Source organism: Sphingomonas sp. CFBP 13706, assembly GCF_014842355.1.
Lineage (GTDB): Bacteria > Pseudomonadota > Alphaproteobacteria > Sphingomonadales > Sphingomonadaceae > Sphingomonas > Sphingomonas aerolata.
On sequence record NZ_JACYVM010000014.1, the window covers coordinates 14,862 to 31,013 of the forward strand.

The 16,152-nt window shown below is 64.5% G+C and carries 16 protein-coding genes; 9 read left to right on the forward strand and 7 right to left on the reverse strand.

All coding sequences use genetic code 11. The features are described from left to right. Positions 1 to 2 precede the first annotated feature (2 nt). From IFS44_RS18010 to IFS44_RS18020, 3 genes are all read left to right on the forward strand, one after another. Positions 3 to 494: a RidA family protein gene (locus IFS44_RS18010; protein WP_192099500.1), complete on the forward strand. Its 492-nt coding sequence runs from the start codon at positions 3 to 5 to the stop codon at positions 492 to 494. Further along, positions 467 to 766 (forward strand): hypothetical protein, encoded by a 300-nt coding sequence (locus tag IFS44_RS18015; RefSeq protein WP_192099501.1) that lies wholly within the window; start codon positions 467 to 469, stop codon positions 764 to 766. The genes IFS44_RS18010 and IFS44_RS18015 overlap by 28 nt, the downstream gene beginning before the upstream one ends. Before the next feature lie 227 nt (positions 767 to 993). Then, positions 994 to 1,902, forward strand: a complete 909-nt coding sequence (locus tag IFS44_RS18020; RefSeq protein ID WP_192099502.1) for an alpha/beta fold hydrolase — start codon at positions 994 to 996, stop codon at positions 1,900 to 1,902. A gap of 97 nt (positions 1,903 to 1,999) precedes the next feature. Here the strand turns inward: IFS44_RS18020 and IFS44_RS18025 are convergent, their stop codons facing one another. Further along, positions 2,000 to 2,395 (reverse strand): nuclear transport factor 2 family protein, encoded by a 396-nt coding sequence (locus IFS44_RS18025; RefSeq protein ID WP_192099503.1) that lies wholly within the window; start codon positions 2,393 to 2,395, stop codon positions 2,000 to 2,002. Between the two features lie 87 nt (positions 2,396 to 2,482). On the opposite strand from IFS44_RS18025, the gene IFS44_RS18030 reads away from it, so the two are divergent. After that, on the forward strand, positions 2,483 to 3,421 hold the full coding sequence (locus IFS44_RS18030) for a LysR family transcriptional regulator (protein ID WP_192099504.1): 939 nt from the start codon (positions 2,483 to 2,485) through the stop codon (positions 3,419 to 3,421). Between the two features lie 273 nt (positions 3,422 to 3,694). Here the strand turns inward: IFS44_RS18030 and IFS44_RS18035 are convergent, their stop codons facing one another. The 6 genes from IFS44_RS18035 to IFS44_RS18060 are packed head-to-tail and all read right to left on the reverse strand — an operon-like array spanning position 3,695 to position 11,040. Then, the gene (locus IFS44_RS18035) at positions 3,695 to 4,630 is read right to left on the reverse strand and encodes an SGNH/GDSL hydrolase family protein (protein WP_192099505.1); all 936 of its coding nucleotides are present in this window, start codon (positions 4,628 to 4,630) and stop codon (positions 3,695 to 3,697) included. Then, positions 4,623 to 5,846 (reverse strand): serine hydrolase domain-containing protein, encoded by a 1,224-nt coding sequence (locus IFS44_RS18040; protein ID WP_192099506.1) that lies wholly within the window; start codon positions 5,844 to 5,846, stop codon positions 4,623 to 4,625. Before IFS44_RS18040 ends, IFS44_RS18035 begins: the two co-directional genes overlap by 8 nt. Further along, the gene (locus IFS44_RS18045; RefSeq protein WP_192099507.1) at positions 5,846 to 7,096 is read right to left on the reverse strand and encodes a glycoside hydrolase family 1 protein; all 1,251 of its coding nucleotides are present in this window, start codon (positions 7,094 to 7,096) and stop codon (positions 5,846 to 5,848) included. Before IFS44_RS18045 ends, IFS44_RS18040 begins: the two co-directional genes overlap by 1 nt. Positions 7,097 to 7,098: 2 nt before the next feature. Then, positions 7,099 to 7,728: a TetR/AcrR family transcriptional regulator gene (locus tag IFS44_RS18050; RefSeq protein ID WP_192099508.1), complete on the reverse strand. Its 630-nt coding sequence runs from the start codon at positions 7,726 to 7,728 to the stop codon at positions 7,099 to 7,101. Between the two features lie 47 nt (positions 7,729 to 7,775). After that, positions 7,776 to 8,732 carry an alpha/beta hydrolase fold domain-containing protein gene (locus IFS44_RS18055; protein ID WP_192099509.1) on the reverse strand — a complete coding sequence of 319 codons (957 nt, stop codon included), beginning with the start codon at positions 8,730 to 8,732 and terminating at the stop codon, positions 7,776 to 7,778. Position 8,733: 1 nt separating this feature from the next. Then, positions 8,734 to 11,040: a TonB-dependent receptor gene (locus IFS44_RS18060; protein WP_197977945.1), complete on the reverse strand. Its 2,307-nt coding sequence runs from the start codon at positions 11,038 to 11,040 to the stop codon at positions 8,734 to 8,736. A gap of 230 nt (positions 11,041 to 11,270) precedes the next feature. On the opposite strand from IFS44_RS18060, the gene IFS44_RS18065 reads away from it, so the two are divergent. From IFS44_RS18065 to IFS44_RS18080, 5 genes are read left to right on the forward strand one after another with little or no spacing between them, the layout of a single operon-like run. Then, positions 11,271 to 12,686 carry an MFS transporter gene (locus IFS44_RS18065; protein ID WP_197977946.1) on the forward strand — a complete coding sequence of 472 codons (1,416 nt, stop codon included), beginning with the start codon at positions 11,271 to 11,273 and terminating at the stop codon, positions 12,684 to 12,686. Further along, entirely contained in the window at positions 12,683 to 13,582 is a 900-nt protein-coding gene (locus tag IFS44_RS18070) for an ROK family protein (RefSeq protein WP_192099511.1), read from the forward strand. Before IFS44_RS18065 ends, IFS44_RS18070 begins: the two co-directional genes overlap by 4 nt. Then, on the forward strand, positions 13,579 to 14,703 hold the full coding sequence (locus IFS44_RS18075; protein WP_192099512.1) for a glycoside hydrolase family 130 protein: 1,125 nt from the start codon (positions 13,579 to 13,581) through the stop codon (positions 14,701 to 14,703). Before IFS44_RS18070 ends, IFS44_RS18075 begins: the two co-directional genes overlap by 4 nt. Next, positions 14,696 to 15,001 carry a hypothetical protein gene (locus IFS44_RS21935; RefSeq protein ID WP_192239511.1) on the forward strand — a complete coding sequence of 102 codons (306 nt, stop codon included), beginning with the start codon at positions 14,696 to 14,698 and terminating at the stop codon, positions 14,999 to 15,001. Before IFS44_RS18075 ends, IFS44_RS21935 begins: the two co-directional genes overlap by 8 nt. Before the next feature lie 23 nt (positions 15,002 to 15,024). Beyond that, positions 15,025 to 15,921, forward strand: a complete 897-nt coding sequence (locus IFS44_RS18080) for an alpha/beta hydrolase family esterase (protein WP_192099513.1) — start codon at positions 15,025 to 15,027, stop codon at positions 15,919 to 15,921. The last annotated feature ends 231 nt before the right edge of the window (positions 15,922 to 16,152 follow it).

A 16,152-nucleotide genomic window follows, 5' to 3' on the forward strand; every position in this document is an offset into this window, starting at 1 on the left:
CGATGGACGATCCTACCGATCCGTTCCCGGCAGATTCAATCGACGCCGCGGTCGAGTCTTCCGCTGAGCAGCGGCTGGCAGAACTCGGCATTGCGTTGCCGGACGCGTCCGACGGCCTGGGCGCCTACGCTCCATGGTCTCGGGTCGGAGACATCGTGACCACCTCGGAGCAATTCCCCTGGAGGAACGGCGCGCTAGGCCATGTCGGTCGCCTTGGGGCGACGCTGACGACGGACGAAGGCTACGACGCCGCCAGACTGTGCGCGATCAGCGCGATGGCCCAGCTTCGCGTAGCCTGCGGCGGTAACCTGGCTCGCGTGCGTCGGATCGTACGCGTCGAGGGCAACCTGTTGTGCACGCCGGACTTCGAGGATCATGCGGCAGTTCTCGATGGGGCATCGGACGTTCTCAACGCGGTCATTCCGTCCCCCCGCGTCACAGTCGCGGCGTCGCCGGAGTTGCCAGCATGCCGCTCGGCGCTCCGGTGCTACTGAACGTTCAGGCGGAGATCGACCCTGCGCTGGCAGATTCAGACGAAATCTGGACGCCGGCTCTCCGCGAGGAGCTTGAAGGCAGCATGCACAACGGCCGCGTCGGAACCCATCTCGTTTCCAAAACAAACGTATTGCGCATCTGGCATGTCAGGCTCGCTCCAGGCGAACGGCTGGGCTTCCACACGCTTGTGCCGGACTATTTCTGGACCGCGCTCACGCCGGGCCATGCCCTCTCCCGAAACGCCGATGGAACGAGCGACCGAGTCGCATAAGTCGCAGGCGATACGCATCACCTCCATTTCGCGGCGGGCCAGTCGATGACGCACGACCTGGAGAACATCGGCGATACAGATCTGCTCTTCGCGACCATCGAACTTCTGGCTAGCTCCAATCCACCGTTTCGGCTGCCAACGGAGGCAGCATCCGCAAGTGCGACACGGGATCGATATTCGGCGCCGATCCACATGCGGGCGCCGGTTACATCAGATAGACAGCCCTCATGAAACGGCTTCAAACCAGCAAGCTGGACATCGCCTACCTCGAAGGCGGGTCGTCTGCCGGCCAACCGATGCTTCTGCTCCACGGCTGGCCGGACGATCCGACGGGACTGTCGGACGTCGCCGAGCGTCTTCAGACGCACGGATTCCGAACGATCGTGCCGTGGCTACGCGGCTTCGGACCGACGCGCTTCCGATCGCCGGAGACCGTACGGGACGGTCGTGCGGTGGCTCTGGCGCGTGATGCGATCGATCTTCTCGACGGTCTTGGCATCGAACGCTGCTCGGTCGTTGGTCACGATTGGGGCGGGAGGGCCGCCTACAATCTGGCTGCGCTCATCCCGGACCGTCTGGACATGATCGCAGCGCTGGCGATCGGCTACGCGCCCAACGGACGCTTCACGACGCCGGGCTACGACCAGGCTCGCCGCTGGTGGTATCAGTGGTACATGAATCACGACGGGGGCGCAGAGAAGGTGCGCGCCGATCCAATCGGTTTCGCCCGCGAGCAATGGGACAGCTGGTCGCCGGAGGGCTGGTACGAGGAAGCGGCGTTCATTCAAACTGCGCGAAGCTTTCGCAACCCTGATTGGGCAGCGATCACACTCCACGGTTATCGTTCACGCTGGCTGCCTGAACCAGTCGACTTAAGTTACGACGATGCTGCCGGGATCATCGCCGGCACGGCGCGTCTACGTGTTCCGACGCTAATGATTCAGGGAGAGGCGGATGCCTGCGACCCACCAGCGGAGTCCTTGGAGGATTTGGTTTGGTTCGAGGGTCCATATGAACGCATCGTCCTACCTGGCATCGGCCACTTTCCCGGGCGCGAAGCCGCACATCACGTCGCCGATGCGGTGCTGCGCTTTCATGCGCGACATACGACCACTTTGATACGGAGAGGTTTGTGACGCTTCGTTGCGTCCGCTATGCCATGTGGGGCGATGCGACGACGGTCATCGCTTGATCAATCCCGAATCCTCCACGGACTCCCCCGGTTCCTTCGCATCATCGTTCGGATGGACGTACGAAGAACCGGTTCATTCCCGGAATGTCCGAGAGGAAGGTCTCGACCTCGGCGATGCGCCCATCGCGCAACCGGCAGACGGTCGCAAGATGTTCGTCCAACCGGATGCCGTCACGCTCCGCAGTGTTGTGCAGCCCTAGCGCCATGTTGTCGCGGCTGAGTAGAATGTGTTCGAGCTTGAAGGACAGGCCGTAGCTGGCGATCAGCTTAGCGCGATCGATTACCTCGTCCACGCCGGCCGCTTGGCCCGAAATGACGTTGTCGCCTGGTAGCGTCCACGTCGCATCGTCATGGAACAGTGTGCGCATGCCTTCCCAATCCTTTGCGACCAGAGCACCATGAAATGCATTGGCCAGTGCTTCCGAATCCGTCGTCATCGTCACCTCCTTGTTGAAACCAAAAGATGGCTCGGGACCTGGCGATCCGCTATGCGGATGTACGAATGACGGACATCCGGAATCCAGATGCTTTCTGAAGCCCTTCTTCCGCTCCTGCCTTCGCTCGTGGCACTGATAGAGGAACAAAGCGTCACGCGCGCTGCTACAAGGCTATGTGTCAGCCAGCCGAGGCTGTCCGCACGGCTGAGCGAACTGCGCCGCCTTCTTCACGACGATCTGCTCGTGCCCGCAACGGGTCGCCGCGGCCTCGTTCCAACCACCCGCGCCATCGCGCTCGCTGCGGCGGCGCGGGAAGCGCTGAGCCAGTTGGACACGGCGGTTTCCGGCGTCGCCTTCGATCCGTTATCGGCGTCGCGGACATTCACGATCATGGCTAATGACAACGCATCCATCATCGCCGGTGCGCCGCTGATCAATGCGGTTCGGTCGGCATCCGGTCCTGGTGTCCGGGTTGTGCTCCTCAACTATGATCGAGCTCGCCTGCATACCCTCGAGCTTGGCGAACTGGATCTTGTCCTTGCATCTCCGGCTCAGCTTGCATCGCTACCTTCGCTGATCGCCCGGACGATAATACGTGATCGTTTCATGACCGTCGTTGCCGCCGCCGGCCATTCCGGCGGCATGTTAGATCTCGACGAATTCTGCGCGCGAGATCACATCGTGGTATCCGCGACGGGCGGCGGCTTCGACAGCTTGATCGACGCGGAATTGAAAAGACTCGACCGATCTCGAAGGCTCGCGGTGTCCGTCCAGAGCTATCTCGTCGCCATCGAACTCGTCGCGAGAAGTGATTTGGTCGCGACCCTCCCCAATGCCCTGCTTGCCAACCGACCGTTAGACGTGATCCTCGTCGAACCGCCGATCGCGCTCTCCTCGTTCGCACTATCGGCTGGGTGGCACATGAGATCGACGAACGACTTCGCGCACCGCTGGCTTCGTGAGCAATGTTTCGCGGTCGCGTCACTGGATACGACCAGCGACTATCCATCCGAACGGATCATCTAGGTCCCTTTCGACGGAACTCGGCAATGACGTGGCAATTGCATACGGTCGAGATAGGTCCGCCACATCACACGTCCCGCGCGCCATCGACCACGACGACCGAACGGCCGGTGCCGGTACGACGTCCTCACGGGTGAAGCGGTTGATGTTGCAACCGGACATCTGCTTCGATCCGCAGCATCGAGATGCGCGCGGTAGGCCAGATCGGCGGGATCACGACGAGGCTGCCATGACGCTATGCAGCGCCGAGAATAGCCATGAGCATGGTGCAGGCGATCACCGCCCTCGCCGGGTTTGAACCAATGTCGATGCTATGCTGGTCGCAAAGCTTGCGGCACCCAAGCGTGTCGGATGGAACGCACCACCGTCACCCGAACGGGCATATGCGCCGTTGACCCAGGGCGATAGGGAGCAGGCGTCGTGGTCCCTGCCCAGCGTCACCATATCGACCAACGTAGCACCGGCATCATGTGCGGCGTCCCGCGTGGTCTGCGCCAACGTGGTAGCCAAGGCGCGCATGCGAGCGGCTTCGTCCATCGTCAGCCGCAAAAGCGGACAAGCCCCCTGCTCTGGCAGTATCGCCGGGTAGGTCGCTATCACGATGCGCGCACTGGGCGCTTTGCGCCGGACCGTTCGGACGATCGCCCGTATATTTTCGCCGAGTGCGTTCGCGTCGCGCTTGGGATCTGTATGCGACGCGAGCAGCAAGCGGGGCGCTATCCATCCGACGACTCCTCCATCCTTCCGTTTCGCCAGCCCAAGCAGGTCGCCGACATAGTGGAGATCATTGCCGCCCACAGTGAGCGTCACCAGCTTCGTCTGTGCTGTCACGGCCGCGACTTGCGGGCCTTGGAAATATTGTCCGCCGTTCAGGACCTGCGACGCCGTTGCACCGGAGCAACTCATGTCCACCAGCGAAAGACCGAGCCTTCGTGCCAGCAGGTGAGGATAGCTTCCGTTTCCCCTCATGCACCCAAAAGGCGCACCCCCTACACGCTCGCCCAGCCCCGAGCCTGCTGCATAGGAACTCCCCAAGGCGACATAATCGGGACGTCCGGTCGGGCGACGGGTTGCTTGATATGCCAGGAACGCGAGGGCGATGCAGGTTCCGACAACGCACAGCGCCAGAACAATCGCAGCGGCCTTCGCCAGCGTGCGGAAAGGAGACCGCCTCGGGGTCGATGCGCCCCGATTGGAAACCAGGTCAGGCATCGACAACCGCGGCGGCGACCAGCGCCTGCGTCGCCGCCTGGAGGGCGGGCGGGGTGTAGGACAGGGTCTGGGTCATGCCCACGACCAGCAGATCATTCTCGGGATCGATCCAGAACCATGTTCCGGCCGCGCCGTCCCACTGATAGGTGCCGCGGCCCACCGCCACTCCGGCGCGCGTGGGATCGGTAAAGACGATGCCGTTCAGTCCAAAACCCGCCCCCGGCCCGACCCGCTGATGTCCCGCTACGAAACCCCGCGTCATCAGCGCATCAGGAAGATGATTCGTCATCATCAAGGTGACCGCTTCGGTCGAAAGGATGCGCGTGCCGCCGAGTTCGCCATTGCCAAGGAGCATCGCCGCGAACCGCAGATAGTCCGGTGCCGTTGATATCAGCCCCGCCCCGCCCAGCGGCAGCGGGGGCTCGGTCCGGGCTTCGTCGAACATCGGGTTGGGAATCGCCGTCAGCGGCGTATCGGACGGTTTGAGATACAGCGTCGCAAGTCGGCCCGCTTCATCGTCGGGCGTGAAGAAGCGCGTGTCGTCCATGCCCAGCGGCCCGAACAGCCGTCCCGACAGGAACGCGCCCAAACTCTGCCCGGTAAGCCGCTCGACGATCGCACCCTGCACGTCCATGGACAGGCTGTATCGCCACGAAGTCCCCGGCTGATAGGCAAGAGGTAGCGTGGCGAGCCGCGCCATCATCTCGCGTAGGTCATGCGCTTCCCACACTCCGGCTGTTTGATATAGGGCATCGACGGGGTCGCCGGGGGGTGAGAGACGGGTGCCGTAGCTGAAACCGGCGCTATGCGTGAACAGGTCGCGCAACGTCGGTGCCCGTTCCACCGGCACCGTGATCAACCCGCCCGCGGCGTCGCAGCCCGTGCTCACCCGCAGTTCGGCGAACTCCGGCAGGTGTTGCGCGATCGGATCGTCGAGAGCCCAGCGTCCCTCATCCCAAAGCAGGAGCATGGCGACGGCGGTCACCGGTTTCGTCATCGAGAACAACCGGTACAGATCGTCGATCTCGGCGCGTGCTTCGGTACCGACGTCACGATACCCCAACGCCGACGCGTGACAGAGCCGCCCGTGCCGAGCAACCAGTACGACCGCGCCTGCGATGGTGCCGTCGTCGATGTGCGCCTCGATCGCCGCATCCATCGCCGCCAGCCCGTCGCTGGAGAGACCGACCACTTCGGGCTTCGTGTCGGCCCACATCAGATAAGTCCCGATCGGGCGATCGCACCCAGATGGTGGGCACTGGGCTTTAATGTACGGGCGAACGTTTCGTAATCGACATGCACCAGCCCGAACCGCTCCTTGTATCCTCTCGTCCACTCGAAATTGTCCAGCAGGGACCAGCAGACGTAACTGCGGACCGGAATGCCGTCGTCGATGCAGCGCCGCACCTCCGCCACCGCAGCGTCGATGTAGGCCACGCGACGAGCGTCGTCGTTCGTGGCTATCCCGCTTTCGGTGACCAGTATCGGGCGACCGATCCGTTCGTGCGCGAAGCGGATCGTGGCGCCCAGCGCCTGTGGATAGAATTCGTAGCCTGCCGCCGTCAGTTCGGCCCCGGCAGGCGGTGCGATCTGACCGGCGGGACCGACTAGAACTCGCGTATACGTTTGAACGCCGACGAAATCCGCGGCGCGGGCGGCTTCGATCCACGGGCCGTACATGGCCGTCGTGACCGCTTCGGCCGCATGTCCATCACCGACCCCTTGAACGTCCTGCATGGTGAGCGTCACGCCGACCGGATAGGATCCCGGACCTGCCTTCATCGCCGCCATCGCCTTGGTCTGCGCGTCCAGCATCACGGGTTCGCACCGCGCCAGCGGCGCGAACAGCAACGACGAGAAACGGTCCGACCCCGAAGCGCGCGCGCATTCCAGGAGCATCTCCTCGGCGGTAGCGCCGATGGCGGTTCCGCCCCGCAGCAGGATCAGAAGTCGCTGGATGTTCGCCTCGTTGAACGGCGTGGCATAGGCGATCAGGTCGCCCAGCGCCGCTGTCGTCCGCTCGACGTAGCGCGCGAACAGGTCCGCACCGTCGGCGACCTCGAAACCGCCCCGTGCCGCGAACCAGCGCGGGACGGTGAAGTGGTTGAATGTGACGATGGGCGCCAGTCCGCGTGCATGCAGCGCCTCAAACGCGCGCCGATAATGGTCGAGCGCAGCGCGCGAAAAGCGCCCCGGCTCGGGCTCGATGCGGGACCACTCCACACCTATGCGATGGCAGTTGAAGCCAAGGTCGGCGGCGATGTCGAAATCCGTATCGAACCGGTCCCAGCTGTCGCAGGCGTCACCGGATGGCTCGGCGTAGACGGTGGGAACCACGGTTTCACACAGCCATGCGTCGCTGTTGACGTTGTTGCCCTCGGTCTGGTGCGCCGAGATCGCGGATCCCCAGAGAAAACCGTCGGGAACGGGGCGGCGCGCGCGGTCGGTCAACGGGAAATCCTTCATCGTTAGGTATCGAGCGACGGGTAGAGACGCAGCATCGTCTCCGAGAGAACCCGGAGCGACCGATGCACGCCGTCGGTATTCTTCATGAACGTCGCCTCGATTGCGAGGCCTCGCACTGCGGCGACGAAGAGTTCGTGCATCGCCTCCGACTCGGGATGCGGTTCGAGCCCAGCCGCACGGATCCGCTCCACGCTCCAGTCATGGGCTTGGCGGTCGATGCGGCTTTGAAGACGACGCAGCGGCTCGCCCAAGTCCGGTTCCGAGCGCGAAGCGAGCATGATCTCGATGACGGCGATGCCGGCGGGGCGGCTGATGACCGTCCACATCGTCTCGGGCAACGCGAGCAGCCAAGCCGCCGGATCCATGTCGGCGATCGTCCGGCCGTACAGCGCGCCGTCCTCCTCGAACACCGCCTCGACCACAGATAACATCAGATCGGTCTTGGCCGGGAACTGATGGGTCATCGCACCGCGACTTACGCCGGCCTCGTCCGCGACCGTGCTGATCGTCGTTGCGCTGTAGCCGGTCCGGTTCAGGCAGACGATCGCCGCCTGTATTAGTTTTGCGCGGGTTTCCGCGGTGCGCTCGGCTTGAGGGCGTCGCTGGCGGCTTGGAGCAGCGGGATCGGTCATGGTCCTTACCCTAGCCATGCGCCGGGGCGGCGTCAGCATACCCTGCGTCATGCCAGATGCTCACGCCAGAACGCCGCCATGTCGGCCCAAGCAGCGACGCCTTCCGGAGTCTCGGCGAGTAGGGGTTGGAAGACGTGCGGCATGCCCTCGAACAATTCGAGTCGGGACGTTCGATCGGCGGCACGCAACGACCGGTGGAACCGGACACTGTCGCTCAGAAGCACCTCACGGGTACCAGCTTGGATTAGCGTCGGTGGATAACCCGGCGCGAAATCGGCGTGCACGGGTGAAACGAGAGGATTGCGCCACTCGGCCGGATCAGCGTAGCCGCGAAGGGCGGGCTCAAGCATCGCACGATCGAGATAGTCGACTTGCGCGAGGGTTCGGTTCGTGTCGCCCTCACCTGCCAGATCGAGCACTGGCGACAACAGCACGAGAGCTCGAGGCATCGGCACGCCGCGATTCCGCAATATCAACGTAGCCGCCGCCGCTATGCAGCCCCCGGCACTGTCTCCGAACAGCCCGAGCACTCGACCTTCGCGGGAGACGATCTCCGTCCACGCGATCACGACCTCTTCGAGGATACGACGATGATCCGCCCGCGGGACAAGCGTATAGTCGATCGAATGGACGACCCGTCCGCTCGACGCCGCTGCCAGTGCTGCGGTCAACCGCGACGACTGCGCCGAACCACTGACGAAGCCGCCCCCGTGGACGTACACGAGCGATGTGGTGGCAGGATCGTGAGCTTGAGGCGTGACGGTCAGTACCGGTACGCCCCCTGCGTCCCACCTCGCCAGCGTCGGCGCGAGTCCGGCAAGCGGAGCCGCTGCGATCTGTTCGGCCCAAGCGGCGCTACGCGCCGCCGCTTCGTCGAACGCTTCGAGAGTGTCCGGTGGAGCCTGCGCGGGCATCGCCGACAGAGCTGCCCCGACCATGCGCAGGATCATACCCGCCTGAGGCGAAACCGACGCTGCAACGAACCGGCGTGGATCCTCGCTCATGTCAGAACCAAGCATCAAGGCTAAGCCCGATCACACGCCGCGACTCCGGACCGCTGATCTGCGAATACGCGCGAGGGTCACGCTGCTGCGCGGCGACCGGCGTCGCGAAGCGCGACGCCGCGCGATAGGTGTCGAAAAGGTTGCGGCCGAACACCGAAAAGCCGAAACGCTCGCGGTCGAACCGCACGCCCACGCGAGCACCGAACAGGGCCGCGGGATCGTTCTGCGCGATCGGATTGAACGCCGCTTCCCAATAGACCCGGGACGAATAGACCATGTCCGCCTGGACGAAACCTTGAATCGCGCTCGTGAGCGCCGCAGCATATTCGCCGGAGGCCGTCACCTTCCACTCGGGCGCGCCGATGAGCCGATTGCCGCCTGCGTCGTCCACCTGACCGCGCACAACGCCGCCGACGATCTGTGGCACACAGCCCTGCGCCAACGTCTGTCCTTGCGCGCATGCGACCAGATAGCCGTCGCCGTAGCGTGCATCGTTGTAGACCGCGCCGACGTTCAGACTGAGCCCGCGCGCCGGTCGACCGTAGATGTTCAGCGAGACGCCTTTGCTAGTGAGCGACGGAGCGTTCCCAAAGATGAAGGCCGCCGCCGCGGGATCGAAGAACTGCGCCTGGAAATCTTCAACCTTGGTGTAAAAACCGGCGAGGCTGGCGGTCAGGCGCCCACCGAACGCGGAGGCCTTGACGCCCACTTCGCCCGACTTCGGGATTTCCGGTCGGACGAGGATCGGCGTCGTCTGGCCGCCCGCCTGATCGTTGGTCGACGGTCCCTTGTAGCCGCGCGTGTAGGTCCCGTAGACCATCACGTCACGGGTGACGTCGAACTGAGCGCCCAACTTGTATGAGAAGTAGTCGTCGCTGACGTCGCCCATCACCGGCGCGATCGGTCTGATCGGCGCTACGGCCCCCGTCGCCAAGGTTCCGACGCTTCGGGCATACACGTCCTCATTGCCGTAGCGAGCACCGCCGATCAGCCGGAAGGCCGATCCGATCCTGACCGTGGCCTGGCCGAAGGCTGCGACGCTCGTCGTCTGCGCATGCGTCGTCAGCCGCTGACCAAGCGGGAACGGGATGCCGAGATCGGTTCCGATGGGACCGAGCTGCTCGACGTAACCATCGTATTCGCTGTCGAAGTAGTACAGTCCACCGACGTATTCGAGGGTACCGCCGCTCGGCGACGTCAGCCTCAGTTCCTGGCTGACGTTGTGCGTGCTGAGCGGACCTACCTGATTCAACCGGTATACCGGCACACTGTCGACGTCGTACGCAGTCACCTTGCCTTCCACCGCGCGATAGGCGGTGATCGAGGTGAGCGTATGCGTCCCGATCTCAAAATCCGCCTGCGCCGAGAAGCCGTAGCTTTCGGTCCAGCCGCGGTTGCCACCGTCGATGCAGCCCTGCTGGTTTTCCTCACCAACGGTCACGCCGCATGCCGCCAGCCGCTGGGTCAGCCGGCTGCCGGGTGTGGAGGAGTAGACGGACCACGGCGTGCCGCCCCGCTTGTCCGCATTGCTGTAGTCGCCGGCCAAATTGATCGTGATCTGAGAAGTGGGCTCCCACAGGAATCTAGCTCGGCCGGCATAGTTGCGCTGGCGGACCCAGCTTCGGTCGGTGAGGTTGAAATGCGACTCGGGAGCCTGCGCGAACGAACCAGCGACGCGCAGCGCGGCGTTGTCCGCGATCGGAAGGTTGATCACCGCCCGCCCGATGTAGTTCTCGCGCGTCGCAATGTCCGCGTGCGCTATGACTTCGACCTTGGTCGGATCGGGTGCGTTGGTGACGATGTTCAGGACGCCGGCAGACGAGTTGCGCCCGAAGAGCGTTCCCTGCGGACCCTCGAGGACCTCGACGCGTGCGACGTCGAACAGCAGTGGCGGATTGGTGGACGTACCGGCCAGTGCGACGTTGTCGACAACCACGCCGACGCTGCCCTCCGACGAACGTGAGAAGGAGACGCTGCCGATGCCGCGGATGCTTAACGCACCAAACGGTCCCGCTGTGTTGAGAGCGGCCGCGCTACGGGTGAGATCCGAGACCTCATTGACGTTCTGCCGGGTCAGTTGTTCGCCGGCGACCACACTGACGCTGATCGGCACGTCCTTCAGTCGCTCCTGCCGCTTGTTGGCGGTCACGACGATATCGGTGGCTTCGATCTCCCCGCGACTCGGGTCTGGTTTCTGAGTCGTCGGACGCTCGGAAACCATGCCGCCCTCCTGCGCGCGCACCGGTGTCCAAGCCATCGTACAAGCCGTGCCGCATGCGAGCACCGCGATCATCGTCGAACGCTTCATCTTCCTCTCCCCGCGACGATCGAATGCCGTCGATAGCCGACCGCTAAACGAGAACTTGCGAACCGTCCATTCTTTTTGTTGCTTAGCTGAAGTTCGATGCTAAGCCTTGCTCAACGATAGAAATGGAGAGGGTGATGGACCGAGCGCCGAACGGCGGGGTCGTCGGCGTTGCGGCGACTGACGGAAGCGTTGACCCGGCGGGGCGTAAGCTGACGCCACTGCCGACGCATTTGAAGCTCGGCTATGCAGCCGGTGCGCTGCTTGACGGGATCGCCAGTCAGGGCGTCACCATCTTCCTCTTCTTCTACGTGACCACGGTCGTCGGCGTGCCGGCCGCGTTGGCGGGCATCGCGTTAGCCGCCGGGCTCGTCGTCGACGCGCTTGTCGATCCGCTGATCGGCTCGCTTTCGGATGGTTGGCATTCGCGGTTCGGGCGTCGACTGCCATTCATGGCGGCCGGATTGCCAGGAACGATGCTGTTCCTGGTCCTGATATTCTCCCTGCCCGCGGGCTGGAGCACCGTCGCGATATTCGCTTGGCTGACGGTTCTGTCGATCGGCCTGCGCATCTCGATCTCGCTGTTTCTCCTCCCTTACAACGCGGTCGGCGCGGAACTCAGCGACGACTATGCCGAGCGATCGTCGATCGCCGTCTGGCGTTGGGGCGGAGCGATGGCAGGTGCGCTCAGCGCCGTAGTGCTGGGCTTCGGCGTATTCCTCGGCGGCGTCGAGGGACCATCACGACGCGCGGGCTACACGCCTCTCGCCCTCACCTTAGCGGTTATAGCTGGCGTCGGCGCATTGATCGCCATGCGTGCGCTGTTGACGATGCGGGATCGCCAGCATCCTCCGCTGCCAGGTACACGGCGCATCCATGAGCGGCTTGCGGGTGAGGTTGCTGAGATCTTCGGCAACCAGTCATTCCGCACCTTGTTCGTCGGCGCGCTGCTCCTCTTCACGTCGTTGGCGATCCACAGCACGCTCGGGCTCCATTCCAACACGTACTTCTGGCGCATGACGCCAAGCCAGATGCAGTCGGTGACGCTGTCGCTGTTCAGCGGGCTGCTGCTCGGCGCACCGCTGGCCGGGCCGATGCTGAAGCGCATGGAGAAGCGGACCGTACTGCTGATCGGGATGGTCGGCCTCTCGCTGTCGACGTCGCTGCCCACGGCGCTGCGTCTCGTTGGGCTGTTCCCGTTCGAAGGTCGTGCCATGGTCACGATCCTTGGCGTGACGGTCTTCGTCGGGGGCGCTCTGATGGCCGCCGCGGCGATCTCGTTCGCGTCGATGATGGCGGACGCCGCCGACGAACACGAGCATCTCTTCGGCGCTCGACGGGAAGGTCTGTACTTCGCGGGCTGGGCCTTCGCCACCAAGGCGGCGGCCGGGATCGGCTCCTTGGTCGCAGGGGTCGCGCTGCAGGCGATAGGCTTCCAGAGCACGGGAAGCGGCCATGCGGCGCTGGGAGCAGATACCGTTAGGTGGATCGGCATCATCAACGGGCCGGGTGCCGGTCTGCTGGCGCTAGCCGCCGCATCGACCTGCCTCTTCTACCGTCTCGATGCGCGCAAGCATTCCGCCATCCTGCGGGATCTGATTCAGCGGCGGCAGGACGCCACGTCCCACGCATCGGAGACTGCGGCATGAGCTGGCTAGGCATCGAGACCGGCGGTACCAAGATCGTCGCTCGCCTCGTATCCGCGCAGGGCGTCACCCGCGCGGAGCGGCGCTGGGCGACGACAACTCCCGCAGCGGCGTCCAGGGACCTCACCGCGTTCGTCGCGGAAACCGACGAGACGCAGGATCCCCTGACAGCAGTCGGCATGGCGGCCTTCGGCCCATTGCTGATCGACCCCCACCATCCTGATTACGGCCGGATGCTCGATACCGCCAAGCCCGGCTGGACCGGCAGCAACCTGCGCGCAGATCTGACGCAGGCGCTGGGCGTGCCCGTGGCGATCGACACGGACGTGAACGCTGCCGCCTTAGCCGAACGCGCACGGGGCGCAGGACGGGGTTGCTCCAGCGTCGCTTACATCACCATCGGCACCGGGATCGGGGCAGGTCTGGTCAGTGCGACCGGCGCGTTGCACGGCGCGATGCATCCCGAGATCGGTCATCTGCGACTCGTCCGGCGACCAGGCGATGCGACGCCTTCAACCTGTCCGTTCCATGCCGACTGCGCGGAGGGACTTGCCGCCGGTCCCGCCGTCGCTCTTCGGCTTCGTCCCGAAGAGACGCTCGCGGATCGGCCGGACGTGCGCGAACTGATCGCCGACTACCTGGCTCAGCTATTGGCGGCCATCGTGCTGGCTTGGTCACCTCACCGTATCGTCGTCGGGGGCGGCGTGGGTACCGCGCCGACGATGCTCGCGGCGGTACGCGCGGCCTATGCGGACGCATTCGGCGGCTACGGCGTCGGTCCCGTCGCGGGCGCGGACGACTTCATCCGCTCCGCGAAGCTGCAGCATGCCGGACTCGATGGCGCGATCCTGATGGCTCGAACGACCGCCGTCACGATCGCAACCAGGAGTTTCGCATGACGAACGACGTCTCACTGCCGTACTGGGCGATCGGTCCGTTCGCGCCGCCCAGCCGGATCCTTGAGGAACGGTCCCACGCGACGTTTCCCTGCCCCGTATCTGGCAAGACCGTTGCCTGGGCCGAAAAAGACATCTTCAACCCCGGTGCAGTGGTGCATGATGGGCGTATCTGCCTGCTGGTGCGCGGGGAGGACGTCGAGGGGCGATATGCAGGCACGTCGCGCATTGGCCTCGCGACCAGCAGCGACGGTCTTCACTTCGATCTCGACCCGGAACCCGTCCTGTTCCCCACAGACGACCGTTGGCAGGCGTGGGAGTGGCCGGGCGGCATCGAAGACCCACGTGTCGTCGCCTCGCCAGAGGGTGGCTACGTATGCACGTACACGGCGTTCGACGGCAAGGCAGGATGTCTGTTCGTGGCGACCTCGCCCGACCTTCGTAATTGGACCAAGCACGGTCCCGCCTTCGCAGAATCTCCCTACGTACGTCGCCCTACCAAAGCTGGCGCAATAGTGACGATGCTCGTCGGCGGCGTGCTGGTCGCGGCGAAGATCGATGGCCGATACTGGATGTACTGGGGCGAAGGCATGGTCTTCGCCGCAACGTCGACGAACCTCATCCGGTGGACCCCGCTCGAAGCGGAGACCTCGCCGGACCGCTACTTGACTTGGGACCCGACGTCGAACGGGCCGATGGGTCACTGGGTCCTTGATCGAGTGCCCGGTCCCAACGGACTGCGCGCGATCGCCGGCCCCCGTCGTCACCGCTTCGATTCTCTACTGACCGAACCGGGACCGCCAGCCGTGCTGACCCAGGCCGGCATCGTCCTGATCTACAACGGCACGAACCACTTCGACGGCGGGGTCGGGGATGCGCCTCCCTTCGCCTATCAGCCCGGCCAGATGCTGTTCGACGGAAACGATCCGACCGCGGTGATCGGACGTCTGGCCGACCCGTTCCAGCGTATTGATCCAGCGGAAGCGGCGGGTCAGGTCGGCAACGTGTGTTTCGCGCAGGGGCTAGTCGCCTTCCAAGAACGCTGGTGGCTGTACGTCGGGCTTGCCGACTCCCGGCTCGGTGTTTCCGAAGGGCCGCCAATCGAATCCAGCCATCGTGCGTGAGCCGGCCCGACTGATCGCCGCGGCCACGCTGATCGTGTCGAGCTGCGGTGAGCCGTCCGCCACGGAAACGGCGAACGTGGCAGTGGTGGTGATCGATGGCGCGCCGGCAGCCCAACCGGCTCGTCTACGGAATGCCGCCCGAACTGCGGTCGCGGATGGTCCCCGTTTTTCGGTTTCCGCAGCCGCGCTCGACAACGACGGCGGTCTGCGACCGCTGCCGCCCGCTCCGATGCCCCAGCATACTCCGCTTAGAGCGCCCACCGATTCGGAATGGCGGCTTGCGCAGAACGATCACTGACGAACCTCTCCAGGAGACGACCCATGACGCGCTTCACCCTGTACAATCGCGCTGCACGCTGGCGCCCCACGCTGTTCACGATCGCCGCGAGCCTCTTCCTCTGGGCAACGCCAGCCAGCGCGCAGGACGGATGCTCCGATGCGCTGACGCCCGGCGACTATAGCTGCACGATGGAGTGGGCGGGACGGACCCGCAGCTACCTGGTCCACGTTCCGGCCACCTATGCGGGTGACACCGCGGTGCCGTTGCTGATGGATCTTCATGGCTATCTCGGCAGCGCAAAGAAGCAGCAGGGAAAGTCCGGACAGCTAGCCCAGTCGGACCGTCGCGGTTTCGTCGCCGTCTGGCCGGAGGCGCTTAACAAGGGCTGGAACGGCTATGGATGCTGTGGCGATTCCGCTAAGCAGAACATCGATGACGTCGGCTATCTGCGCGCCTTGGTCGCCCGGCTTCAGGCACAAGGCCGCATCGACCGCACCAGAACCTATGTTACCGGACATTCGAACGGCGGATCTATGACCCAGCGGATGGCGTGTGAGGCATCCGATGTCTTCCACGCCGCGGCGCCCGTGTCCTTCCCGTTGAACACTACGACGGACTGCCGCCCGATTCGTCCGATCACCGTGGTCGAGTTTCACGGCACGGCGGACGAGATCGTCAGCTATTACGGCGTCGGCCTTTTCGGCTTCCAAGGGGCCCGCAAGAGCCTGGCGACCTGGGCCGGCCTCGACGGATGCAGTGGCGAACCCGTGCGCACCCAGTTGAAGGGCCTCAGCCGGGACGAGACCTTCACGGAATGCCGGGGTGGTACGCGCGTCGGACTGGTATCGATCGCGTACGCATTCCACGAAGTCTACGGCAACGCCGACGTCGATATCGCGGACTACATCTGGAGCCATGTGTTCAACGACGTTCCTTAACGGTTAGCCGCAGAGCGGCTGCGGCCAAACTGCGCGAGCAGCGTCGGGTAATTGCCGCGCTGCTCGGCCAGTTCGAGGAGAGCGACGAAGGGCCGATTTCGCTCACCGATCCCGACGCGGGCTTGATGGTCGCACATTCGAAAGTGACGGTCGTTACCACGCGCAGCTAGCGTCGATGCCAAGCACAGACTGACCGTCGAACAGCACGTCACCAACGCCTGCAACGACATG